22 protein-coding genes are annotated in these 20,270 nt (G+C 65.9%); 14 read left to right on the plus strand and 8 right to left on the minus strand.

Annotated elements, in window-relative coordinates; translation table 11 throughout:
• Position 1 precedes the first annotated feature (1 nt).
• The 5 genes from bigR (at position 2) to V8U06_RS25280 (ending at position 3,636) form a co-directional block, all read left to right on the plus strand.
• Positions 2-346, plus strand: coding sequence for a sulfite-sensing transcriptional repressor BigR (gene bigR, locus V8U06_RS25260; protein ID WP_427143024.1), 345 nt, complete (start codon positions 2-4; stop codon positions 344-346).
• On the plus strand, positions 343-753 hold the full coding sequence (locus V8U06_RS25265) for a YeeE/YedE family protein (protein ID WP_427143025.1): 411 nt from the start codon (positions 343-345) through the stop codon (positions 751-753). The genes bigR and V8U06_RS25265 overlap by 4 nt, the downstream gene beginning before the upstream one ends.
• Positions 750-1,193, plus strand: a complete 444-nt coding sequence (locus V8U06_RS25270; protein ID WP_427143026.1) for a DUF6691 family protein — start codon at positions 750-752, stop codon at positions 1,191-1,193. The genes V8U06_RS25265 and V8U06_RS25270 overlap by 4 nt, the downstream gene beginning before the upstream one ends.
• A 60-nt stretch (positions 1,194-1,253) precedes the next feature.
• Entirely contained in the window at positions 1,254-3,347 is a 2,094-nt protein-coding gene (locus V8U06_RS25275; protein ID WP_427143027.1) for a S9 family peptidase, read from the plus strand.
• A 121-nt stretch (positions 3,348-3,468) separates the two neighbouring features.
• Positions 3,469-3,636 carry a hypothetical protein gene (locus V8U06_RS25280; protein WP_427143028.1) on the plus strand — a complete coding sequence of 56 codons (168 nt, stop codon included), beginning with the start codon at positions 3,469-3,471 and terminating at the stop codon, positions 3,634-3,636.
• A 207-nt stretch (positions 3,637-3,843) separates the two neighbouring features.
• On the opposite strand, the gene V8U06_RS25285 is transcribed toward V8U06_RS25280, so the two are convergent.
• Positions 3,844-5,877: a caspase family protein gene (locus tag V8U06_RS25285; protein ID WP_427143029.1), complete on the minus strand. Its 2,034-nt coding sequence runs from the start codon at positions 5,875-5,877 to the stop codon at positions 3,844-3,846.
• A gap of 209 nt (positions 5,878-6,086) precedes the next feature.
• On the opposite strand from V8U06_RS25285, the gene V8U06_RS25290 reads away from it, so the two are divergent.
• A complete protein-coding gene (locus V8U06_RS25290) occupies positions 6,087-7,265 on the plus strand; it encodes a GNAT family N-acetyltransferase (RefSeq protein ID WP_427143030.1) in 1,179 nt (392 codons plus the stop codon).
• Between the two features lie 3 nt (positions 7,266-7,268).
• On the opposite strand, the gene V8U06_RS25295 is transcribed toward V8U06_RS25290, so the two are convergent.
• Positions 7,269-7,751 carry a hypothetical protein gene (locus V8U06_RS25295; RefSeq protein WP_427143031.1) on the minus strand — a complete coding sequence of 161 codons (483 nt, stop codon included), beginning with the start codon at positions 7,749-7,751 and terminating at the stop codon, positions 7,269-7,271.
• Positions 7,752-7,901: 150 nt separating this feature from the next.
• On the opposite strand from V8U06_RS25295, the gene V8U06_RS25300 reads away from it, so the two are divergent.
• The 5 genes from V8U06_RS25300 (at position 7,902) to V8U06_RS25320 (ending at position 13,877) form a co-directional block, all read left to right on the plus strand.
• Positions 7,902-9,413, plus strand: coding sequence for a protein adenylyltransferase SelO (locus tag V8U06_RS25300; RefSeq protein ID WP_427143032.1), 1,512 nt, complete (start codon positions 7,902-7,904; stop codon positions 9,411-9,413).
• Between the two features lie 149 nt (positions 9,414-9,562).
• Entirely contained in the window at positions 9,563-11,896 is a 2,334-nt protein-coding gene (locus V8U06_RS25305; protein ID WP_427143033.1) for a glucose/quinate/shikimate family membrane-bound PQQ-dependent dehydrogenase, read from the plus strand.
• 103 nt (positions 11,897-11,999) lie between these two features.
• Positions 12,000-12,464: a hypothetical protein gene (locus V8U06_RS25310; protein ID WP_427143034.1), complete on the plus strand. Its 465-nt coding sequence runs from the start codon at positions 12,000-12,002 to the stop codon at positions 12,462-12,464.
• A gap of 258 nt (positions 12,465-12,722) precedes the next feature.
• Positions 12,723-13,223 carry a GNAT family N-acetyltransferase gene (locus tag V8U06_RS25315; protein ID WP_226919946.1) on the plus strand — a complete coding sequence of 167 codons (501 nt, stop codon included), beginning with the start codon at positions 12,723-12,725 and terminating at the stop codon, positions 13,221-13,223.
• A 69-nt stretch (positions 13,224-13,292) separates the two neighbouring features.
• On the plus strand, positions 13,293-13,877 hold the full coding sequence (locus V8U06_RS25320) for a DJ-1/PfpI family protein (RefSeq protein WP_427143035.1): 585 nt from the start codon (positions 13,293-13,295) through the stop codon (positions 13,875-13,877).
• Positions 13,878-13,961: 84 nt separating this feature from the next.
• Here the strand turns inward: V8U06_RS25320 and V8U06_RS25325 are convergent, their stop codons facing one another.
• Positions 13,962-14,870 (minus strand): c-type cytochrome, encoded by a 909-nt coding sequence (locus V8U06_RS25325; RefSeq protein WP_427143036.1) that lies wholly within the window; start codon positions 14,868-14,870, stop codon positions 13,962-13,964.
• A gap of 110 nt (positions 14,871-14,980) precedes the next feature.
• Positions 14,981-15,424 (minus strand): c-type cytochrome, encoded by a 444-nt coding sequence (locus tag V8U06_RS25330; protein ID WP_226919949.1) that lies wholly within the window; start codon positions 15,422-15,424, stop codon positions 14,981-14,983.
• A 204-nt stretch (positions 15,425-15,628) separates the two neighbouring features.
• Here V8U06_RS25330 and V8U06_RS25335 point away from each other — a divergent pair, with 204 nt between their 5' ends.
• Entirely contained in the window at positions 15,629-16,687 is a 1,059-nt protein-coding gene (locus tag V8U06_RS25335; protein WP_427143037.1) for a phosphatase PAP2 family protein, read from the plus strand.
• Here V8U06_RS25335 and V8U06_RS25340 read toward each other — a convergent pair.
• Positions 16,662-17,291, minus strand: a complete 630-nt coding sequence (locus tag V8U06_RS25340; RefSeq protein ID WP_427143038.1) for a LysE family translocator — start codon at positions 17,289-17,291, stop codon at positions 16,662-16,664. The genes V8U06_RS25335 and V8U06_RS25340 overlap by 26 nt on opposite strands.
• Positions 17,292-17,412: 121 nt before the next feature.
• Between V8U06_RS25340 and V8U06_RS25345 the strand changes: the two genes are divergently transcribed.
• Complete coding sequence (locus V8U06_RS25345; protein WP_427143039.1) at positions 17,413-18,111, plus strand: helix-turn-helix transcriptional regulator; 699 nt, start codon at positions 17,413-17,415, stop codon at positions 18,109-18,111.
• A 72-nt stretch (positions 18,112-18,183) separates the two neighbouring features.
• Here V8U06_RS25345 and V8U06_RS25350 read toward each other — a convergent pair whose 3' ends face one another.
• The 3 genes from V8U06_RS25350 to V8U06_RS25360 all read right to left on the minus strand — a co-directional run bounded on the left by V8U06_RS25350 (position 18,184) and on the right by V8U06_RS25360 (position 19,466).
• Positions 18,184-18,492: a type II toxin-antitoxin system RelE/ParE family toxin gene (locus V8U06_RS25350; RefSeq protein WP_427143040.1), complete on the minus strand. Its 309-nt coding sequence runs from the start codon at positions 18,490-18,492 to the stop codon at positions 18,184-18,186.
• Positions 18,489-18,746 (minus strand): CopG family ribbon-helix-helix protein, encoded by a 258-nt coding sequence (locus V8U06_RS25355; protein WP_427143041.1) that lies wholly within the window; start codon positions 18,744-18,746, stop codon positions 18,489-18,491. Before V8U06_RS25355 ends, V8U06_RS25350 begins: the two co-directional genes overlap by 4 nt.
• A gap of 117 nt (positions 18,747-18,863) precedes the next feature.
• Positions 18,864-19,466 carry a superoxide dismutase gene (locus tag V8U06_RS25360; protein ID WP_119258180.1) on the minus strand — a complete coding sequence of 201 codons (603 nt, stop codon included), beginning with the start codon at positions 19,464-19,466 and terminating at the stop codon, positions 18,864-18,866.
• Between the two features lie 263 nt (positions 19,467-19,729).
• Between V8U06_RS25360 and V8U06_RS25365 the strand changes: the two genes are divergently transcribed.
• On the plus strand, positions 19,730-20,122 hold the full coding sequence (locus tag V8U06_RS25365; RefSeq protein WP_427143042.1) for a hypothetical protein: 393 nt from the start codon (positions 19,730-19,732) through the stop codon (positions 20,120-20,122).
• The last annotated feature ends 148 nt before the right edge of the window (positions 20,123-20,270 follow it).

A 20,270-nucleotide genomic window follows, 5' to 3' on the forward strand; every position in this document is an offset into this window, starting at 1 on the left:
CTTGCCCCTCCCTCTTTCTGCCGACACCGCCCCGCCTCATGCCGCCGACGCCCTGGCTGCGCGGGCGGCGGAGGTCGCCGGCCTCCTCAAGACGCTCGCCCATCCCGGCCGGCTGATGCTGGTCTGCACGCTCGTCGAGGGTGAGTTCTCCGTCGGCGCGCTCGAAGACAGGCTCGGCCTGCACCAGCCGAGCCTGTCGCAGCAGCTGACCCTGCTGCGCGAGGCCGGCATCGTCGAGACGCGGCGGGAGGGCAAGCAGATCTTCTACCGCCTGACGGCGGAAAAGGCCGCCCGCCTGGTCGCCGCGCTCCATGCCATCTTCTGCGCGGAGGACAGCCCGCAATGACCGCCTATCTCCCCTCCCTGCTCGGCGGCGTATTGATCGGCCTCTCCGCCGCATTGCTCCTTGCGCTCAACGGCCGCGTCGCCGGCGTCAGCGGCATTGTCGGACGGCTGGCGCAGGGCGTAAACGTCGCCGTCAATGCCGGCTTCGTTGCCGGCCTGCTGCTCGGCCCCCTCCTCTACCGCGGCTTTACCGGCGGCTTTCCGGCCGTGAATGTCGCCACGCCCCTGCCGCTCGTCGCCGTCGCCGGCCTCCTCGTCGGCTTCGGCACGCGCATGGGTTCGGGCTGCACCAGCGGCCATGGCGTCGTCGGGCTCGCCCGGCTGTCGCCGCGCGCCTTCGCCGCCGTCGCCAGTTTCCTTGCCGCCGGGATGCTGGCCGTCGCCACGCTCAGGGGGTTCGGCCTGTGACCCGTCCGCTTTTCAGGATCCTGGCGGCGCTCGCCTGCGGCGCCCTCTTCGGCCTTGGCCTTGCCCTGTCGGGCATGCTGGATCCCGCCCGCGTGCAGGGTTTCCTCGATGTGACGGGCGCCTGGGACCCGAGCCTTGCCTTCGTGCTCGGCGGTGCGGTCGCCACCATGTTCGTGGGCCTCCGCCTGATCCGCCGCCTGCCGCGTCCGGCTTTCGACACGCGCTTCCACCTGCCGGACAACCGCGCCGTCGACCGCCGGCTCGTGCTCGGTTCGGCGATCTTCGGCGCCGGCTGGGGCCTTGGCGGCTTCTGCCCCGGCCCCGCCATCGCCGCCCTGTCGCTCGGCCGGCCCGAACCGCTGCTCTTCGTCGCCTTCATGCTGGCCGGCATGGTGCTGCACGACCGGGTCGTCGCTCCGCCGGGCACGCTTGCCGCTTGATGCGGGCGGCACGGCTCTCTATCTGTCTTCTCCCGCCTACCGATTTGCCGGAGTGATCTCTTGTCCGTCTTCAAAAACCTTCCCGCCGCTCCCGTCGCCGCCAAGAAGCCTGTTTCCGATACCCGCCACGGCATTACCCGCACCGACGACTACGCCTGGTTCCGGGACGAGAACTGGCAGGCGATGTTCAAGGATCCCTCGATCCTGCAGCCGGAAATCCGCGCGCATCTGGAGGCCGAGAACGCCTATATGACGGCGGCGATGGCCGATACGGAGGCGCTGCAGAAGGTGCTGTTTTCCGAAATGCGCGGGCGCATCAAGGAGGACGACAGCTCCGTGCCCGTCAAGGACGGTCCCTTCGCCTATGGCACGTCCTACGTCACCGGCGGCGAGCAGCCGCGCTACTTCCGCGAGCCGCGCGACGGCGGCGAACGCGTCCTCCTGCTCGACGGCGACAAGGAAGCCGCCGGCAAGGATTATTTCCGCCTCTCCGGCATCGACCATTCCACCGACCATTCGCTCGGCATCTGGGGCTATGACGACAAGGGCTCGGAATATTTCACGCTGAAGGTGCGCGAGCTTGCGACCGGCGCGGACCGCGCCGACGAGATCGTCAATTCCGGTGGCGGCGGCGTCTGGGCGCCCGATGCGAAGAGCTTCTTCTACACCGCGCTCGACGAAAACCACCGCCCCTCGAAGATCTACCACCACATCCTCGGCGAGCGGCAGGAAAACGACCGGCTGGTCTTCGAGGAGAAGGACGCCGGCTTCTTCATGTCGGTCGGCGGCTCGCTGCTCGACGACTTCATCTATATCGACATCCACGACCACGAGACGAGCGAATACCGCCTGCTCTCGACCAAGGACCTGCTGGCGACGCCCGTCGTCGTCGCCCCGCGCCAGACGGGCCTCGAATATTCGATGACGGAGGGCGGCGACGTCTTCTACATCCTGACCAATGCGGATGGCGCCAAGGACTTCAAGATCATGCAGGCGCCGGTTACGGCGCCCGGCCGCGAGAACTGGAGCGAAGTGGTGCCGCACCGGCCCGGTACGCTCATCCTCAACCACATGGCCTATGCCCGCCACCTCGTCTGGCTGGAGCGCCACGAGGGCCTGCCGCGCATCGTCGTGCGCGACCGCGAAAGCGGCGAGGAACACGCCATTTCCTTCGCGGAAGAAGCCTATTCGCTCGGCCTTTCGGGCGCGGCGGAATACGACACCGACGTCATCCGCTTCTCCTATTCCTCGATGACGACGCCCTCGCAGCTCTTCGACTACAATATGGCGACGCGCGCCCGCACGCTCCTGAAGACGCAGGACGTGCCCTCCGGCCACAATCCCGACGACTATGTCACCCGCCGCGTCTTCGCGCCGGCCTGGGACGGCGAACAGGTGCCCGTCACCCTGCTCTATCGCAAGGACACGCCGCTCGACGGTTCCGCGCCCTGCCTGCTCTACGGCTACGGCGCCTACGGCATCACCATCCCGGCGTCCTTCAACACCAATTGCCTGTCGCTCGCCGACCGCGGCTTCGTCTATGCCATTGCCCATATCCGCGGCGGCAAGGACAAGGGCTTTGCCTGGTACGAGAACGGCAAGATGGACAGGAAGACCAATACGTTCAAGGACTTCGTCTCCGCGGCCGACTATCTGAATCAAGAGAAGTTCACGTCCTACGCGAACATCGTCGCCGAGGGCGGCTCGGCCGGCGGCATGCTGATGGGCGCGATCGCCAACATGGCGCCGGAAAAGTTCGGTGGCATCATCGCCGCTGTGCCCTTCGTCGACGTGCTCAACACCATGCTGGACGACACGCTGCCGCTGACCCCGCCGGAATGGCCGGAATGGGGCAACCCCATCGAGAGCAAGGACTTCTACCAGTTGATGGCGAGCTATTCGCCCTACGACAATGTGGAGGCCAAGGCCTATCCCGCCATCCTCGCGCTTTCCGGCCTCACCGATCCGCGCGTGACCTACTGGGAGCCGACCAAGTGGGTGGCGAAGCTGCGCGAGAAGACGACCGGCAGCGAACCGATCCTGCTCAAGACCAATATGGGCGCCGGCCACGGCGGCGCCTCCGGCCGCTTTCAGCGCCTGGAGGAAATCGCCTTCGAATATGCCTTCGCGATCAAGGTGGCGGGGAAGATGTAGGCCTCGTCTGTTCCCGCCTCAGGAAAAAACGGGGTGCGACGCGAAACTCCCTAAACTTCGGGATTTGAAAGCGCTTTGGAAAACGGAATGTTGCGGCGTCGCAGAACGGGAAGGAATCAGGATGCGCCGCCACCAGCACGAAATCAGTTGCCTCCTTGAAATCGTCCGGCAACTGGCGCGCCGGGACAGCATGACGCTGCTGGCCTATATCGCGACCATGGCGCTGGAAGAGAACAAGGAAAACGCGGACAGTGCTTCCAGCCACGACGCTCCCCTTGGCGCCCTGTGAGCGGGACGCCCGGCGAGCAGGCGGCCCATGAGGCGCCGACAGCCGGTGACACCTTCAAGACTTCAGGCCGGCCCAGGGGCCGGCCTTTTCATTGCGTTGCCGGATGTTAGAGCATGTCAGGTTCAGATCGAACCAGACATGCTCTAAATTCTTTTGTTTTCGTTTGTCTTTTCGGGAAAACCGGTTCCCACTTTTCCCTGACAAACTCTAGCGGAACGCGCCCACGCATTCCTGCAGGTCGTTCAGCATGGCGCTCGAGCCCTTGAGGCTGGTGCGCACGTCGCCGATGCGGATGTGGTTGCCGCGTTTCAGGGCCTCGATGACCGAACGGTCGCGGCCGAGATCGTAGGCAATCTCCTGCCGGCCATAGGCCTTGCCGACGATGTCGTATCCCTGGCCGTCGTCGATCCAGTATTTCGCATCGCTGGTGTAGCTGTCGGCATAGTCGTAGGACGTGTCCTGGAAGCCGAAGGTCACGTGGCCGTCGTCGTACCAGCGGAAGGCGGCGAAGCGGCCGCCGTCGCCGCGCCGCACGGCCCGGCAGTTCAGGAAGCGACGGTCGCTGCCGAAATCCGCGACGATGTCCCAGCCGCCGACCGTGCGCGAGGCGCGGTAGGGGTCTGCATCCGAACCGTAGCCGTCATCCTGGCTGGACGCGCTGCCACTGCCATAGCTGTCGGTCTTCGTGTCGTGGCTCGAGCTGCTGGACGCATGCTGCTCCACGTCCACGGGGAATTCGCGCAGGAGATCCCGGTAGCGGTCGTAATAGCCGAGGCGGCGCACATCGACGAACTCGAACTCATAGTCTTCCAGCGAGCGCACGGAATTGTCGCGGAAGCGGGCAAGGCCGCGCACGCGCAGGCACCCGTCGCCGCAGTCGATCTCGTCGACATATTCGCGTGCATTGTCGTCGGGCGTCTTCACCGCGACGCCGAGGCCGTGGCGGCGTTCGTCGTTGATCGCGCGGAACATCAGCGACTGGGCGTAACCGCGGCGATCCTCGTCGAAATAGTCGTAGATCGCCCGTTCCTCGCTGGGGCTGAGATCGTCCTGCGTCGCCACATAGATGCGGCGCTCGGGAATGCTCGCCGTGGTGATGATGTTGCGCAGGCGCTCATGCGAATAGACGGTCGTGAAGTAGGAGGAATAGTCGCAGCTTTCCGGCGGCGCCCAGAAGCTGATGTCGATCAGCACGAGCTGGCCGTCCTTGTAGATATCCGAAATGCGCCGGTCACGGTCGTTGCCGCCGAAGGCGATGCGCCCGCAGGGGTCGTGCCGGTCGTTGGACAGGGTGACATAGGGCAGATTGCCGGTGTCCTCGTGCTCGCGCTCGAAGCGTTTTCCCAGAAGCTCGACCTTGCGCTCGGCGATATAGGCGAAGACGCCTTCCGGGTAGCGGCTGAGATAGCGGTCATAGGCCTCGCGGTTGTCGGAGAGCGAGGCGAATTCGTAGAAGGAGATTTCCGCCTCGTCGACCTTGCCGTCCTTGGCGCTCAGCGCGAACTTGCCGTAGTCGTCGTCGCTCTGCCAGACGGTCTGCCGGCCCTGGCTGCGTTCCTTGACGATGTCGGAGACCTTCTTGAAGGCCTCCTCCAGCGCGATGCCGGGAATGCTGATCGCATCGACGAAGGCCGAGGCGAAGGGACTGATCGGCGTGCCGTCATAATCGTAGGCGGTGCCGGGCGCGGCGGAATAGGCGTAGTGAATGCCGTCCGTGTTCTTCGGCTCGGCAAGGCCTTCCGGAATGTCGCGCAGCGTCAGGAACGGATTTTCATGCGTGGCGTCGAAGAGCACGACCTTGAGGCCGGTGCCGAGCTTGCGCAGGGCATCGGTGACTTCGGAGACGGCGAGCGAACGGTTGCGCAGGCCCGTCAGCGTGCGGCCCGAGGCATCGGTCGGCAGCAGGTAGTTGTCGCCGTCGATCTGCACCGCATAGCCGGAGAAATAGACGAAGAGCACCGGGTTCTCCACCTTCTCGGCGACGCGCGTGAAGTTGTTGAGGGCCGAGAGCATGCCGAGGTAATCGACATTGGTGGCGCGCGTGACGTCGAAATCGGCGCGCTCCAGCGCCTCGCCGACGAGGTCGATGTCGTTCAGCGGGTTTTCCAGCGGCTCGGCGTCCTCGTATTCGGCGTTGCCGATGAGAAGGGCGTAGCGCTCGGCGGCGTAGGCGGCCGGGGCTGCAAGGATCAGAAGACAGGCGGCGAGCGCCCCGATCAGTCGATGGACATTCCGCTGCACGATACCCTCCAAGAAAGGACCGGACCGGCCGGCGGCCGATTGCCCGGGTCTCAACGCATCCCTGCTGATCAGGGAAACGGGTTTGCCCGCCCGCTTATTCAGCGGCTTATGAAATTCCATCTTCCTGTGGACCGCAAGAGGCGCGCCACAACCGGGAAAAGGTTTGTTAAGCGCGCGCCGCTACTTTTCCGGCAGAAGAGGACAATGCCATGAACATTCAGCGCATCGACGTGACCGGGACCGTGGGCGTGGAGCACCGCGTGCTGCGCGACGTCGCCGCCATGGACGATGCCGCGGCCGCCTGGCGCGCGCTCGATGCTCGCGCGGCCGATCCCCTCACCTATTTCCAGAGCTACGACTGGTGCCGCCGCTGGATCGCCGTCTATGGCGACGACGATTGCCGCCCGGAAATCCACACGCTCTGGCAGGGCGGGCGGCTGGTCGCCGTCTGGCCGTTGATGCTGTCGGGCAGCGCGCTGAAGCGCCTCGAACCGCTCGGCACGCCGCATTGCCAATATGCCAACCTGCTCGTCGACCCGGCGCTCGGCCATGGCGCGGCGCAACGTTTCCTCACCGCGCTCGCGGACGGCGGCCACGATCTCGCGCTGGTCGAAAGCGTGCCGGAGGGTTCTGCGCTCGCCACGCTCTTTTCCGCCACCGCGCCGCTTTCCGGCCGCGGCAACGTCTCCTCCATGCTCGATCTCTCCGCCTTCGCGTCAGCGGAAGCCTATATGAAGAGCTTCAACAAGGCGCAGCGCCACAGCCGCAACCGCAAGCGCGCCCTGCTGTCGCGGCACGGCGATCTCTCCTTCGAGGTGCTTTTCCCCGGCGACGAAGGCTTTGCCGACGTGGTCGGAACCTTCCTCAACCACAAGCGCGGCTGGCTGCGCGAAACGGGACGGCGCGGCCACGCCATCGCCTATCCGCAGTTCGACCGCTTCCTCACCGCGCTTCCCGGTGACCGGGAGGCGCTGTCCGGCGCCTGCTTCTTCGTCCTCAAGGCCGGCGACAGGCTGGCCGCCGGGGAGCTCGGCTTCCTGCACCACGGTCACTACTACGCCTTCCTCGGCGCCTTCGACGGGGCGCTGCACGAGGCATCGCCCGGCCGCGCCCAGATCGACATGACGGTCGGCTGGCTGATCGACCGGGGCGTGAAGACCTACGACCTGCTCGGCCACCAGAGCGACTACAAGAAGAACCGCAGCAACCGGGAAATCGGGCTCGAAACCTACGCCCTGCCGGTCAGCCTGACGGGCATGGCCTATGCGGGCCTGTGGACGGCGCGCCTGCGCCCCCGGCTGCAGCAGATCTACCGCAGCCTGCCCTATCAGATCCGCCGCATCTCGCAGTTCATCCAGAGCTGCTGGCTGTTCGTCGTCATCGCCTGACGTCTATTCCCGCCGGCAGGCGTCGATCAGCCAGTCGATGGCGGCGCGCGAGCCCTTCAGCGGAAAGTCCATCGGCTTGAAGGCCGTCTTCGGGAAAGCCAGCGTGACCACCTTGCCGGACTGGAGCGCGCCGACGACTTTCGCATCCATCGGAAACTCCGTGACCATCGCCCCGTCCATCGCCTCGTAGCGGGACGGCCGGTCGAGGACTTGCCCGTCCACCGTCAGGCGCAGCGGCGTCGTGAATTCGGGACTGTCGCCCGGGTCGAGGGCGGTATCTGCCGAAAGCATCACGCGCAGCGACAGGAGATCCTGGCCGCCGCATCGCAGGAAGAGGTCGCTGCGCTTCGCCTCGGTGCCGATGCAGACCGAGGCCATGGCGACGCGTCCGCCCTCGTCATCCTCCATCGAGGCACTCCACGTGCCGCATTGCGCGGCAAGCGCGGCGGAGGGAAACAGGAAGGCAAGAGCCAGAAAACGCCGCATGCGAAGCCCCCATCGCGCCGAGCGAAATGCATTTCTGCCGATAACGCTAGCACCGGCCCAGCGACGCAGCAAGCGAGCCCCTTTCAATCCCGCCGCCAATCGCTACCTATAGGCGGATGCCCCGAAGCGGCGGCAGGCCGAGGAAAGACGATGAGCGACGCGACACAAACCCACGGTGCGAACGGCGGCAGGGCGATTGCCTTCGACAACAGCTACGCGCGCCTGCCGGACATCTTCTTCGCGCCGGTCGATCCGACGCCGGTGGAAGCGCCGCGGCTGATCGCCTTCAACCGGCCCCTCGCCGAAGCGCTCGGCCTCGACGCGGAAGCGCTGGAGCGGCATGGCGCGGCCTATTTCTCCGGCAATGTGCCGCTGCCCGGCTCGCTGCCGCTGGCCATGGCCTATGCCGGTCACCAGTTCGGCCAGTTCGTGCCGCAGCTCGGCGACGGGCGGGCGATCCTCCTGGGTGAAGTGGTCGACCGGGCCGGCCAGCGCCGCGACATCCAGCTGAAGGGCGCGGGCCAGACACCCTATTCCCGTCGCGGCGACGGCCGCGCGGCGCTCGGCCCGGTGCTGCGCGAATATATCATCAGCGAGGCCATGCACGCGCTCGGCATTCCGACGACGCGGGCGCTCGCCGCCGTCACCACCGGCCAGCCGGTCTACCGCGACCGCGTGCTGCCCGGCGGGGTCTTCACCCGCGTCGCCGCCAGCCATATCCGCGTCGGCACCTTCCAGTTTTTTGCCGCGCGCGGCGACACGGGGAATGTGCGCGTGCTCGCCGACCATGTGATCGACCGGCACTATCCGGACCTGAAGGGCGCGGACAGGCCCTATCTCGCCCTCCTCGACGCCGTCGCGGACCGGCAGGCCGCGCTGATCGCCCGCTGGCTCGGCATCGGCTTCATCCACGGCGTCATGAACACCGACAACATGACGATCTCGGGCGAGACCATCGATTTCGGCCCCTGCGCCTTCATGGACCGCTACGATCCGCGCACCGTCTATTCCTCCATCGACCGCGCCGGGCGCTATGCCTTCGGCAACCAGCCGATGATCGGCCAGTGGAACATCGCGCGCCTTGCCGAGGCGATGCTGGCGATCCTCGACGATGACCAGGACAAGGCCGTCGAACAGGCGAATGCCGCCGTTGGCCGCTTCATGGAGCGCTTCCAGGACCATTGGAAAGCGGTGATCCGCGCCAAGATCGGCCTTGGCGCGCGGGAAGAAGACAGCGACCAGGATCTCATCCGCGATCTCCTCGTCACGCTCTACGAGCAGAAGGCCGACTATACGCTGACCTTCCGCCGCCTTGCCGATGCCGCCGAAGACGATGCGGCGGATGCACGGCTCGGCGCGCTGCTCGAGGATCCGCACGCGCTCACGCCATGGCTTGCCGCCTGGCGCGTGCGGCTTGCCGGGGAGCCGGCCACGCTGCAGGATCGCGCGGCGGCCATGCGCCGGGTCAACCCCGCCTTCATTCCGCGCAACCACAAGGTCGAGGAGGCGCTGACGGAAGCCGTCGATCACGGCGACTTCTCGCTGTTCGCCGCGCTCAACGACGTGCTGGCACGGCCCTACGAGGATCAGCCGGCCTTTGCAGCCTATTCCGAGCCACCGCGGCCCGGCGAGGAAATCACCGCAACTTTCTGCGGCACTTAACCAATCATACACTTTATGATTGCCGCCACAGCTGAATTGCGGCAGCATTGAAGTGTCACGGCTCTGCCCTAGTTTCCTGTCGTCCCTCCCTGAGCCGGACGTCATGCCGCTCCGCCTCCCCAGGCCGGCATCACCAACGGAGACTATCCATGCTGCTCACGCTGACTGCCGCCCTCATCGCCCTCATCGGATTGGTGCTGACGGGCGGAGGCGGATGGCTGCTGTCGCTCGGCGGCAGCCCCTATTACCTCGTCACCGGCCTTGCCTTCCTCGTCACGGCCGTGCTGCTTTTCCGCCGCTCCGGCGCGGCGCTCTGGCTCTATGCCCTCATCATCCTCGGGTCGCTCGGCTGGGCGGTCTGGGAAGTCGGGTTCGACTGGTGGCAGCTCGGCCCGCGCGGCGGCGTCATCGTGCTGCTCGGCCTGTGGCTGATGCTGCCGGCCATCCGCCGCCCGCTCGGCTTTGCCAGCCCCACCGGCGCGCATTATGCCGCCTCGGCCCTGCCGCTGGCGCTCGCCGTGCTCGTCGCCGTTGCCGTCGCCGGTTATTCGATGACACAGGACCCTTCCGACCGGTCCGGCAGCCTGCCGGCCGAGGTCGCCAATGCGACGCCCGCGCTCGGCGGCAACGTGCCGGCGGGCGAATGGCATCAATATGGCCGCACGCAATACGGCCAGCGCTACTCGCCGCTCGACCAGATCAACACCGAAAACGTCTCGACGCTGAAGGTCGCCTGGCAATACCAGACCGGCGACGTGAAGCTGCCCGACGACGTGGGCGAAACCACCTATCAGGTGACGCCGCTGAAGATCGGCGACACGCTCTACATGTGCACGCCGCACAACTGGGCCATCGCGCTCGACGCGGCGACCGGCAAGCAGAAATGGAAATACGATTCCAATTCCGGCATGAACCCGGACCGCCAGCACCAGACCTGCCGCGGCGTGACCTGGTATGCCGATCCGGCCGCCGCCGCCGGCACGACCTGCGCGACGCGCGTCTATCTGCCGACCTCCGACGCCCGGCTGATCGCGCTCGACGCCGAGACCGGCGACGTCTGCACGAGTTTCGCGGAAAACGGCGTGCTGCACCTCGAAAAGGGCATGCCCTACAATCCGGCCGGCTACTACTATTCCACCTCGCCGCCCGTCATCACCGACGGCAAGATCATCATCGGCGGCGCGGTGAACGACAACTATTCGACGCAGGAGCAATCCGGCGTCATCCGCGCCTTCGACGTCAATTCCGGTGCGCTGATCTGGAACTGGGATTCCGGCAATCCCGACGTCACGACGCCCTTGCCGGAAGGCCAGGTCTATACCGTCAACTCGCCCAATTCCTGGTCGGTGTTCAGCTATGACGAAGCGCTCGGCCTCGTCTATATCCCGCTCGGCAACCAGGTGCCGGACCAGCTCGGCATGGGCCGCAGCGAGCATGTGGAGAAATACTCCTCCTCCATCGTGGCGCTCGACATCAAGAGCGGCGCGGTGCGCTGGGTGCGCCAGACGGTGCATCACGACCTCTGGGACATGGACGTGCCGGCCCAGCCCGCGCTGATCGACATCACGAAGGACGGCGCCACCATCCCCGCCCTTGTCGGCCCCACCAAGCAGGGCGACATCTACGTGCTCGACCGGCGCACCGGCGAGCCGATCATCCCGGTCAAGGAAGTGCCCGCCCCCGCGGGCGCGATCCCCGAAGACTTCAGCGCGCCGACGCAGCCCGTCTCCGGCCTCACCTTCATGCCGGAGCCGCTGACCGAGAAGAACATGTGGGGCGTCACCATGTTCGACCAGCTTGCCTGCCGCATCGACTTCCTGTCGATGAAATACGAGGGCCGCTACACGCCGCCCTCCCTGGAAGGCACCATCGTCTATCCCGGCAATTTCGGCACCTTCAACTGGGGTTCGGTGGCGGTCGATCCGGAGCGGCAGGTGATGTTCGGCATGCCGACCTACCTCGCCTTCGCCTCCCGTCTCGTGCCGCGTGACCAGATACCGCCGAAGGACCAGGGTGAGAAGGGTTCCGAACAGGGTCTCAACCGCAACGACGGCGCGCCCTACGGCGTCTTCATGGGCCCGTTCCTCGGACCGCTCGGCATTCCCTGCCAGGCGCCGCCATGGGGCTATGTCGCGGGCGCGAACCTTGCCACCGGCGAGATCGCCTGGAAGCACAAGAACGGCACGGTGATGGACATGACGCCGCTGCCGCTGCCCTTCAAGGTCGGCGTGCCCGGCATCGGCGGGCCGATCATCACCAAGGGCGGCGTCGCCTTCCTCGGCGCGGCGGTGGACGACTACCTGCGCGCCTATGACGTCACCACCGGCCGGCAGCTCTGGGAAGGCCGCCTTCCCGCCGGCGGCCAGGCGACGCCGATGACCTACACGGTGGGCGAGAAGCAATATGTGCTGATCGTCGCCGGCGGCCATGGCTCCGTCGGCACCAAGCCGGGCGACTACGTCATCGCCTATACGCTGCCGTAACGGGCCTCGACGGCAGAAGCCGGGGCGCAGGCCGCCCCGGCAAGGCTCGCAAAAGCTGCAACCGGTAATGGTTCCCTCAATTCATTTTGAGGGAGCCATTTGCATGAAGATCGACGGTAACATGCTGTCCGCCCAGGCGCTGCGCCAGCGCCCGGCGGGCAACGGCGACAACAGCCTTTCCAGCAGCACGGGCGGCGGGGGCGGCTCGTCCTTCTCCCGCAACATTCCCACCATCGAGCCCTCCTCCTCCATGCCGTCCGGCCTTGCCAACGCGCTGTGGCTCGCCAAGCTCGAAAAGGCGGAGAAGGCCGAGCAGGAAAGCGCCAGCCTGCTCTCCGAATTCCAGGAACTGACGAAGATGACGCCCATCGAGCGTTTCAGGAAGGAACTGCTCGAGAAGATGGGCCTCACCGAGGAGAGCCTCGCGGCGCTTCCCGAAGAGCAGCGCAAGGCGATCGAGGAAGAAATCCGCCGCGCCATCAACGAACGGCTCGGCATCGACGAGACACAACAGGCCGGCACAGCGGTTGGGCAGACCGCCGCCGGCAAGGAGGAAGCGGAGGTCTGACCAACCTTCGCTTTCACCGCCCCTCATCTGCCCTGCCGGATGAGGGGCGCAGAAATCCGCTGGAAATCCGCCAGAAACCCGATTGACAAATGGCGGGATTCGGAGAATATCGCGTCCATGATCAAGAGCACGCACATCGCCGCAACGTATTTTTGGCTGTTCCGATAGGGAGCGGCTGTTCGATCATGTCAACAAGCCGCCATCAGGCGGCTTTGTTGTTTTAGGGCACCTGATGGCAGAAAATCCAAGGAGCCCGAAATGCAAAACACCGTCATCAAGCTCGATCCCCACGCCGCCGACCGCCCGCCGATGCTGACCATCCGCGCCGCGCGCCAAGGCGATCTGCAGCAGATCCTCGACATGATCGCCCTGCATGCCGAATGCCATGGCGACACCGCCAAGATCTCCGCCGTCGATCTCGACCGCGACCTCTTCGGCGCCCATCCCTGGATCACCGCGCTGGTCGCCGAAGCCGGCGGCCGCCTGATCGGCTACGCCCTGCTCGTGCCGCTCTACCGCGCCATGGAAGGCCTGCGCGGCATGGAACTGCACCAGATCTTCGTGCGCGACGGCCATCGCGGCCACGGCATCGGCCGCCACCTCGTCACCCGCGCCCGCGAGCACGCGCGCATTGCCGGCTGCGGCTACCTGTCGGTCAGCGCGGCCACGGGCAATTTCGGCGCGCACCGCTTCTACGAGCAGATGAATTTCCGCGCCGGCCCGGTCACGGGCATGCGTTACGTGCAGGCGCTCGGCTAACGCAAATCCGTTTCGCCGGTCCACCTATGCATTTGTTTACGTAGTTCTTTTTCTGACAGGAGATGACCCATGACGAAGCGACTGGCGATCGTGCTGACCGAAGGCTATGCCGATTGGGAATGCGGATTGCTGATGGCGACCGCGCGCCACGAATGCGACGCGACGACCGCGGTGCTGACGCCCGGCGGGGCCGACGTCACCTCGCTCGGCGGCGTTGCGATCAAATCCGCCGGCGCGGCGGAGGCGGCGAGCCCCGAGGATTTCGACGTGCTGGTGCTGTGCGGCGGCACGATCTGGCAGTCGGATGCCGTGCCGGACCTTTCGGCCGCGGCCGGCCGGTTCCTCGCCGCCGGCAAGCCGGTCGCGGGCATCTGCGATGCGACGCTGGCGCTCGGCCGCATGGGCCTGCTCGACGACCGCGCCCATACCGGCAACTATCGCAGCCAGTTGCCGGAGGTCGTGCCCGCCTATCGGGGTGAGGCGCATTATCGTGACCAGCCGCAGGCCGTCGCCGACCGCAACGTCATCACCGCCTCCGGCGCCGCGCCCGTCACCTTCGCCCGGGAAATCCTTGTCGCCATCGGCCTCGGCTCGCCGGAACTGCTGGATTATCTGCGCGTGTATGGCGACGAACACAAGGCGGCGCAGGGCTGACGCCGGCGGGACGACCGTTCCGCCGTGGCGGAAAGGCAGCAGCGCTTGCCTTTCCCTCGTTCCTTCATCGGCGGCTCGCCGGCCTCAATGGGCCGGAATCGCCTTCAGATAGGCGGCCATAGCCTCGCGGTCTTCCTTCGGCAGCTGCGCCATGTTCTTCTGCACGGACACCATCGCCCCGCCGACGCTGTCGAAATCCGGGGTGAAGCCGGTCTCCAGATAGTTGACGATGTCGCCGGCGCTCCAGCTGCCGAAACCACCTTCGACCGGCGTGATGTTGGGGATGCGCCCCTCGCCTTCCGGGTTCGGCCCGCCGGCAAGCCACAGGTCGGTCTTCAGGCCGCCCAGCATGTCGCGCGGCGTGTGGCATTCGCCGCAATGCCCCGGCCCTTCGACGAGGTACTGGCCCCGCGTCACCGTTTCGTCGGCATTGGCCAGCGTCACGCGCGGCGCTTCGTTGAGGTAGAGGAACTTCCAGCCGCCGAGCGACAGGCGGATGTTGAAGGGGAACGGCAGGTCGTGCTCCTGCGCGACATTCGTGCTCTTCGGCAGCGTCTTCAGGTAGCCGTAGAGGTCATTGATGTCCTTCACCGTCATGCGCGCATAGGAAGCATAGGGGAACGAGGGATAGAGGTGTTCGCCATCCTTGCCCGTGCCGCGCTTCATGGCGTCGCCGAATTCGGCCAGCGACCAAGCGCCGATGCCCGCCGTCTCGTCCGGCGAAATGTTGGGCGCATAGAAGGTGCCGAAGGGGCTCTTCAGGCCGAGGCCGCCGGCCAGCACCAGCTTCTGGTCATCCGCCGCGCCGGGCGCGGCGTGGCAGCTGGAACAGCCGCCGGCATGGAAGATGCGCTCGCCGTTCGCGAGGTCCGGCTCGCCGGCCGCCGCCCAGGTCTCGGCCGGCAGCCGCTCGGGCCGCGTGATCCAGAGAAAGGCGCCCGCACCGACGACGCCCAGCAGGACGATGCCGCCAAGAAGTTTCTTCAGTCCCATCGATCGTCCCTCTCACGGCCTGTCCGCGACTGCGGCTTCATACGGAAAGCCGCCGCCCCGGCGGGGCGCCAGGGCGGTCGGCATCTCTTTCGGGGGGAACCGGTCTACCGCTACTTCTTTACGCGGTAGACCTCGTGACAGCCGCCGCAATTGGGGCCGATGGTGCCGAGCGCGGCGCCCACCGCCGCCTGGTCCGCCGGAAGGCTGGCGAGCGCGGTCTCGGCATCCGTGCCGAGCTTGGCGGCCTTGGCCTTGAAGTCGTCCATCGCTTCCCAGATCTTCGGGCTCGCCTCGGTCTCGTGGCCTGCTTCGGAGCCGGCCGGGAACTGATCGGGGAAGGCTTTCGCCACTTCGCTCATCGTGGTCAGCGATGCCTTGACGATTTCCGCATCGTAGGGCTTCTCACCCTTGGCGATGCCCGCAAGCGCGCCCATGGCGCCGCCCACCTTCTTCATCATCTCCTGGCGGACGACCTGCGGCTCGTCCGCCGCCACGACGGCGCCGGCGCCAAGGGCCGCAAGCGCGGCCGCAACGGCCAAAGTCCTGAACTTCATCGACAACTCCCATTGCTGGCGGCCGGTTGATTCCGCGCCGCCGGTTCACGATGCGCGGCCATGATTGCATTTTAGGAAGTCGATGAAAGTAAAATATTTTTGATACTCCACACAGAAGACCGACACCAGAAGTTGCATCTTTATCGTTTGTTGATCTTTTGAGAGTCAAATTCGGGGAACGACGGCCGATCGAGCCCCAACAGCATGCGCATGTCGAAAACCTTCCTCGATACCCTGTCGGCAGAGCTGCGGCACATGCAGCCGCTCCACGGCCTCATTCTCGCTCACAGCACCGTGGTGCTCGTCATCGTCGCCTGGCGCGGCGACATCGCCGCCACTGCGCATCAATGGTATGTCGAGCAATTCGCGCCGCTGTATTTCCTCGCGCTCCCGGTCGCCTATGCGGCAGCGCGCCTGGTGCTCGCGGCGGTGCGCGCGCCGGGCATGCGGCTGCCGCGCCTTGCCCGCCTGCCTGAACTGCTCGGCCGGGCCGCCGGCGCCGCGATCACCTTCACCGCCCTTCTCCTGTTCCTCGGATCCTTCACCACCTTCAAGACGCTGATGCCGTTCTTCTGGGGCGGTTTTCCGCAGGACCGGTTCCTGGCCGATCTGGATGCCGCCCTGCATGGCGGCACCGACCCCGGGCCATTCCTCCTCGGCCACCTCGACAATCCGCTTATCATCGAGGCGCTTCAGTGGAATTACGCGGCGGTCTGGTCGGCGCTGGCCTTCGTTCCCCTGTTCTTCGTCGTGCTGCAGGCGCCCCGCCTTCGCCTGCGCTACTGTCTCAGCTTCGTGCTCGTCTGGGCGACCCTCGGCAACGTCCTTGCCTGCGCCTTCCTGTCCGCGGGTCCCGCCTTCTATGGTGCGGTGACGGGCGACACCGCACGGTTCGGCCCACAGATGCAGGCGCTGCAGGGCACCCTCTCCTCGGCGTTCCAGGCCTATCTGTGGGATATCCAGCGCCAGAACATCGTCGGGTTCGGCACCGGCATCTCCGCCTTTCCGAGCGTGCATGTCGGCGTCGCGATGATGAACGCGCTGTTCCTGCGCGACATCAGCCGCATCGCGGGTTTCGCCGGCTTCGTCTACGTCGCCATCGTCGCGCTGAGTTCCGTGCTCTTCGGCTGGCACTATGCCATCGACGGCTACGTCTCCATCCTCGTCGTCACCCTGCTGCACGCTGCGCTGAAGCGCCTCTTCGGCGAAAGCCGGCACGCCACGGCCGGGGACGGGCTCACGCCATCCCCCGCCACACCGTAAACGCGGCGATGGCGAGAAGCAGCACGCCGGCGGCGCGGCCGATCAGGCGGGTGGCCGCTGGGTTGCCGGTGAGCGCATCGCGGCCGCGCGCGGCGGCAAGCGCCAGCCCGCCATAGACGGCAAGCTGCGTCGCCCAGATCATCACGAGCATGATGAGCGCCTGGCGCCAGAGCGGTCCGAATTCCGGCCGCAGGAACTGCGGGAACACGGCCAGCATGAAGAGATAGGCCTTCGGGTTCATCAGGCTGGTCAGCGCGCCCTGGCGGAAGCGCGTCGCCAGCCCGCGCCGGTCGAGTTCGTCGACCGTGTCGACCACGATGGAGCTGCGAAAGAGCTGCCAGCCGATATAGGCGACATAGAGCGCACCGGCGATCAGCAGCACATCGAAGAGCTTCGGCGCGAAGCTGAGCAGCGCGCCGACGCCGAGCGCGGCATAGAGCGTGTGCACCAGCCCGCCCGCCATGATACCGAAGGTCGCGGACAATCCGGCCTTGCGCCCGCCCGACAGCGAGCTTGCGAGAACGAAGACCATGTCCATGCCGGGCACGACGATGATGCCGGTCAGAAGCAGGAAGAAAAGCCAGAGATTTTCGCTGTAGGTCATGTCAGTATCCAGTACCATGGGCGGTGCTTGAGCGCGCCGCCGCCTTATGTTTCAAGTGCTTGATGTCTGCTATAATCAAGGCCAACTGACAGGGATGTGTCAGTAGTGACGGAGATCCTTCATGCGCAAGGCCTCGCGGCTCTTCGAGATCATCCAGATCCTGCGTCTTGCGCGCCAGCCGGTGACGGCGGCCGAGATCGCGGCGCGGCTGGAGGTGACGGTGCGCTCGATCTACCGTGACATCGCCGCGCTCCAGTCGATGCGCGTGCCGGTGGAGGGCGAGCGCGGCATCGGCTATATCCTGCGGCCCGGCTTCGACCTGCCGCCGCTGATGTTTTCCATCGAGGAGACGGAGGCGGTGGTGCTGGCGCTGGCGCTTCTGGAGCGCACGGGCGATCAGGAACTGAAGGCGGCCGCCCGCCGGGTGGGCGAGAAGATCGCCGGCGCCGTGCCGCCGCCGCTGCGCCAGACCCTCTCGGCCAGGGCGCTCCATGCCTGGGGCGCCGCGCCACCCGCCCCTGAAGGCATCGACCTTGCCGCCGTGCGCCGGGCGATCCGCGACGAGGAAAAGCTGCGCATCGACTATCGCGACGAATATGGCCGCGCCAGCGAGCGCACCATCCGCCCCATCGCTCTCGTCTACTATTCGGAGACCGCCAATATCGTCGCCTGGTGCGAGATGCGCCAGGCGATCCGCAACTTCCGCGCCGACCGGGTGGAGGCCTATGCGGCGACGGGCAGCCATTTCCGCGGCGAAGGCGACAGGCTGCGCCAGATCTGGATCGCGGGATGGGCCGAGCGGGAGGCGGCAAGAGCCTAGAGCATGCTCTGACTTCTTTTGTTTTCATTTGTCTTTTCGGGAAAACCGGTTCCCACTTTTCCCTGACAAACTCTAGTCCGGCCAGGCCTCGCCGGGCCAATGGCGCGCCGTGTGGATGACACGGAGAACGAAGATCGTCTCCTGCTCACCGAGGGTGTCGATGCAATAGGCGAGGACATAGGGAAGCCCGCTCACCGACTTCTCGTAGGTCCCGGAAACGCGGCCGGGGCGACCGACCGCACGCTCACCGACAAGGAGAGCGGCAGCGCCGATCCGCTCGGCGACAGAACGGGCCGCCGCGACATCGTCCCGGGCAATGTGGCGAACCTGCTGCTTCATGTCTTCAAGGGCCGCGCGCGACCACTGGACGGGCCGTTTCACCGCGGCTCACGCTCGGCCCTATCGACGACCAGGGCGAGTTCGGCCATGGCCTCGTCGTGCGAAACGGTCCGCCCGCCTCGGACGTCTTCCAGCCCTTCGTTGATGCCCTCGACAATCGCGAGTTCCCGGGCGACATAAGCGGAAACCGCCTCGGCCGCGAGGAAGGAGCGGCTGCGACGCGTATCCGCCGCCAGCCGGTCGAGCTTTTCCTTAAGGTCCGCACTGACGCGGATCGTCATCGTCGTGCTGCTCATGTCCGTCACCTGTGTTGATTTGTGTACATCCTAGCACATCTCTCCCTCGGCTGACAGCGCAAACAAAAACCCCGACCGCTGCCGGCCGGGGTTCTAAAATGCAGTGCGCCGGAAGGCTTACTTCGTGGCGGCTTCGTAGCGCTCCAGGACGTAGTCCCAGTTGATCAGGCTATCGACGAAGGCTTCGAGGTACTTCGGGCGGGCGTTGCGGTAGTCGATGTAGTAGGAGTGTTCCCACACGTCGACGCCGAGGATCGGCTCCGCGCCGTGAACCAGCGGGTTTTCGCCGTTCGGGGTCTTGGAGATGGCGAGCTTGCCGTCCTTTACGGAGAGCCAGGCCCAGCCCGAACCGAACTGCGTGGTGCCGGCGGCGACGAAATCGGCCTTGAACTTGTCATAGCCGCCGAGGTCGCTGTCGATCGCCTTCTGCAGGGCGCCCGGCAGGCTCTTGCCGCCGCCGCCCTTCTTCATCCACTTCCAGAAATGGACGTGGTTGTAGTGCTGGCCGGCATTGTTGAAGAGACCCTGGTTGGTGCCGTAGGACTTCTTGACGATCTCCTCGAGGGAGAGGTTCGCAAGGCCTGCTTCCTCCGCCAGCTTGTTGCCGTTGTCGACATAGGCCTTGTGGTGCTTGTCGTGGTGATATTCGAGCGTTTCGCGCGACATGAAGGGCGCGAGCGCGTCGTAATCGTAGGGAAGCGGCGGAAGTTCAAAAGCCATGGTGGTGTCTCCTCTTTGTTTGCCGCAATTCCGGGTGCAAGGCGGTTTGGGCCTCCTTGCCGGCATTGCTCTGGCGACGGGATTTTATGAAGGAAATCCGTGAGCGGAACATAGGAGCGGCAACCGGAAGAGGCAACCGTCCGCCTTCCAAATTTTCCTGACATGCGACAAAATCCTTCCCGTTTCGCATGCCAGATCAAGGGCGACGGGAACCTGTTTCCCTCCGGGACGTTATGCCCGCCCCTGCCCATACGGAGCCCTTCATGCGCATCATCCCCCTTGCCGCCCTCGCCCTCTCGCTCGCCGCCCCCATGGCGCACGCCTCCTCGCCGGATGCCTGGGAGGAATTCCGCGCCGCCGTGGAAAAAAGCTGCCTTGCCAGCCTGCCGGAAGCGCTTGGCACGCCCACGGTCTTCGTCGAGCCGACGGGCTCGGAAAGTTTCGGCATCGCCGCCGTCGAGGGGCTTTCGCCGGAATCGAAAAGCCAGATCACCTATGTCTGCATCTACGACAAGCAGAAGAAGACCGTCGAGGTCTCGCCGCCCATCGCCGCCGACCTCCTGCATGTGGTGCGCGAGAGCGAACGCGAGGCGGCCGCCAAGCAGCGCGCAGAGACGGGCGACAACACGACGCAGGACGCCGCGGGGCAGGAATAGGCCGGAGCCTCTGCCTTTGCTGGCCTAGGCTCAGGACCTATTAATTTGGAATAAGTTGTGATTCATGGCCTCTGTCAGGAGGCTGTTATGAGTGATTTGTTTTTGCTGAGCGAACAGCAGATGGCGCGGATCGCGCCGTATTTTCCTT

This window comes from Shinella sp. G-2, from assembly GCF_050172695.1.
GTDB lineage: Bacteria > Pseudomonadota > Alphaproteobacteria > Rhizobiales > Rhizobiaceae > Shinella.

Excerpts from the sequence above, each read along its gene's own strand:
- V8U06_RS25360 (WP_119258180.1), bottom strand. The coding sequence starts at position 19,466 with ATGGCTTTTGAACTTCCGCCGCTTCCCTACGATTACGACGCGCTCGCG.
- V8U06_RS25345 (WP_427143039.1), top strand. The coding sequence starts at position 17,413 with ATGCGCAAGGCCTCGCGGCTCTTCGAGATCATCCAGATCCTGCGTCTT.
- V8U06_RS25305 (WP_427143033.1), top strand. The coding sequence starts at position 9,563 with ATGCTGCTCACGCTGACTGCCGCCCTCATCGCCCTCATCGGATTGGTG.
- V8U06_RS25290 (WP_427143030.1), top strand. The coding sequence starts at position 6,087 with ATGAACATTCAGCGCATCGACGTGACCGGGACCGTGGGCGTGGAGCAC.
- V8U06_RS25340 (WP_427143038.1), bottom strand. The coding sequence starts at position 17,291 with ATGACCTACAGCGAAAATCTCTGGCTTTTCTTCCTGCTTCTGACCGGC.
- V8U06_RS25300 (WP_427143032.1), top strand. The coding sequence starts at position 7,902 with ATGAGCGACGCGACACAAACCCACGGTGCGAACGGCGGCAGGGCGATT.
- V8U06_RS25330 (WP_226919949.1), bottom strand. The coding sequence starts at position 15,424 with ATGAAGTTCAGGACTTTGGCCGTTGCGGCCGCGCTTGCGGCCCTTGGC.
- V8U06_RS25335 (WP_427143037.1), top strand. The coding sequence starts at position 15,629 with ATGCGCATGTCGAAAACCTTCCTCGATACCCTGTCGGCAGAGCTGCGG.
- V8U06_RS25320 (WP_427143035.1), top strand. The coding sequence starts at position 13,293 with ATGACGAAGCGACTGGCGATCGTGCTGACCGAAGGCTATGCCGATTGG.
- V8U06_RS25295 (WP_427143031.1), bottom strand. The coding sequence starts at position 7,751 with ATGCGGCGTTTTCTGGCTCTTGCCTTCCTGTTTCCCTCCGCCGCGCTT.
- V8U06_RS25325 (WP_427143036.1), bottom strand. The coding sequence starts at position 14,870 with ATGGGACTGAAGAAACTTCTTGGCGGCATCGTCCTGCTGGGCGTCGTC.
- V8U06_RS25315 (WP_226919946.1), top strand. The coding sequence starts at position 12,723 with ATGCAAAACACCGTCATCAAGCTCGATCCCCACGCCGCCGACCGCCCG.
- V8U06_RS25280 (WP_427143028.1), top strand. The coding sequence starts at position 3,469 with ATGCGCCGCCACCAGCACGAAATCAGTTGCCTCCTTGAAATCGTCCGG.
- V8U06_RS25310 (WP_427143034.1), top strand. The coding sequence starts at position 12,000 with ATGAAGATCGACGGTAACATGCTGTCCGCCCAGGCGCTGCGCCAGCGC.
- V8U06_RS25355 (WP_427143041.1), bottom strand. The coding sequence starts at position 18,746 with ATGAGCAGCACGACGATGACGATCCGCGTCAGTGCGGACCTTAAGGAA.
- V8U06_RS25265 (WP_427143025.1), top strand. The coding sequence starts at position 343 with ATGACCGCCTATCTCCCCTCCCTGCTCGGCGGCGTATTGATCGGCCTC.
- V8U06_RS25365 (WP_427143042.1), top strand. The coding sequence starts at position 19,730 with ATGCGCATCATCCCCCTTGCCGCCCTCGCCCTCTCGCTCGCCGCCCCC.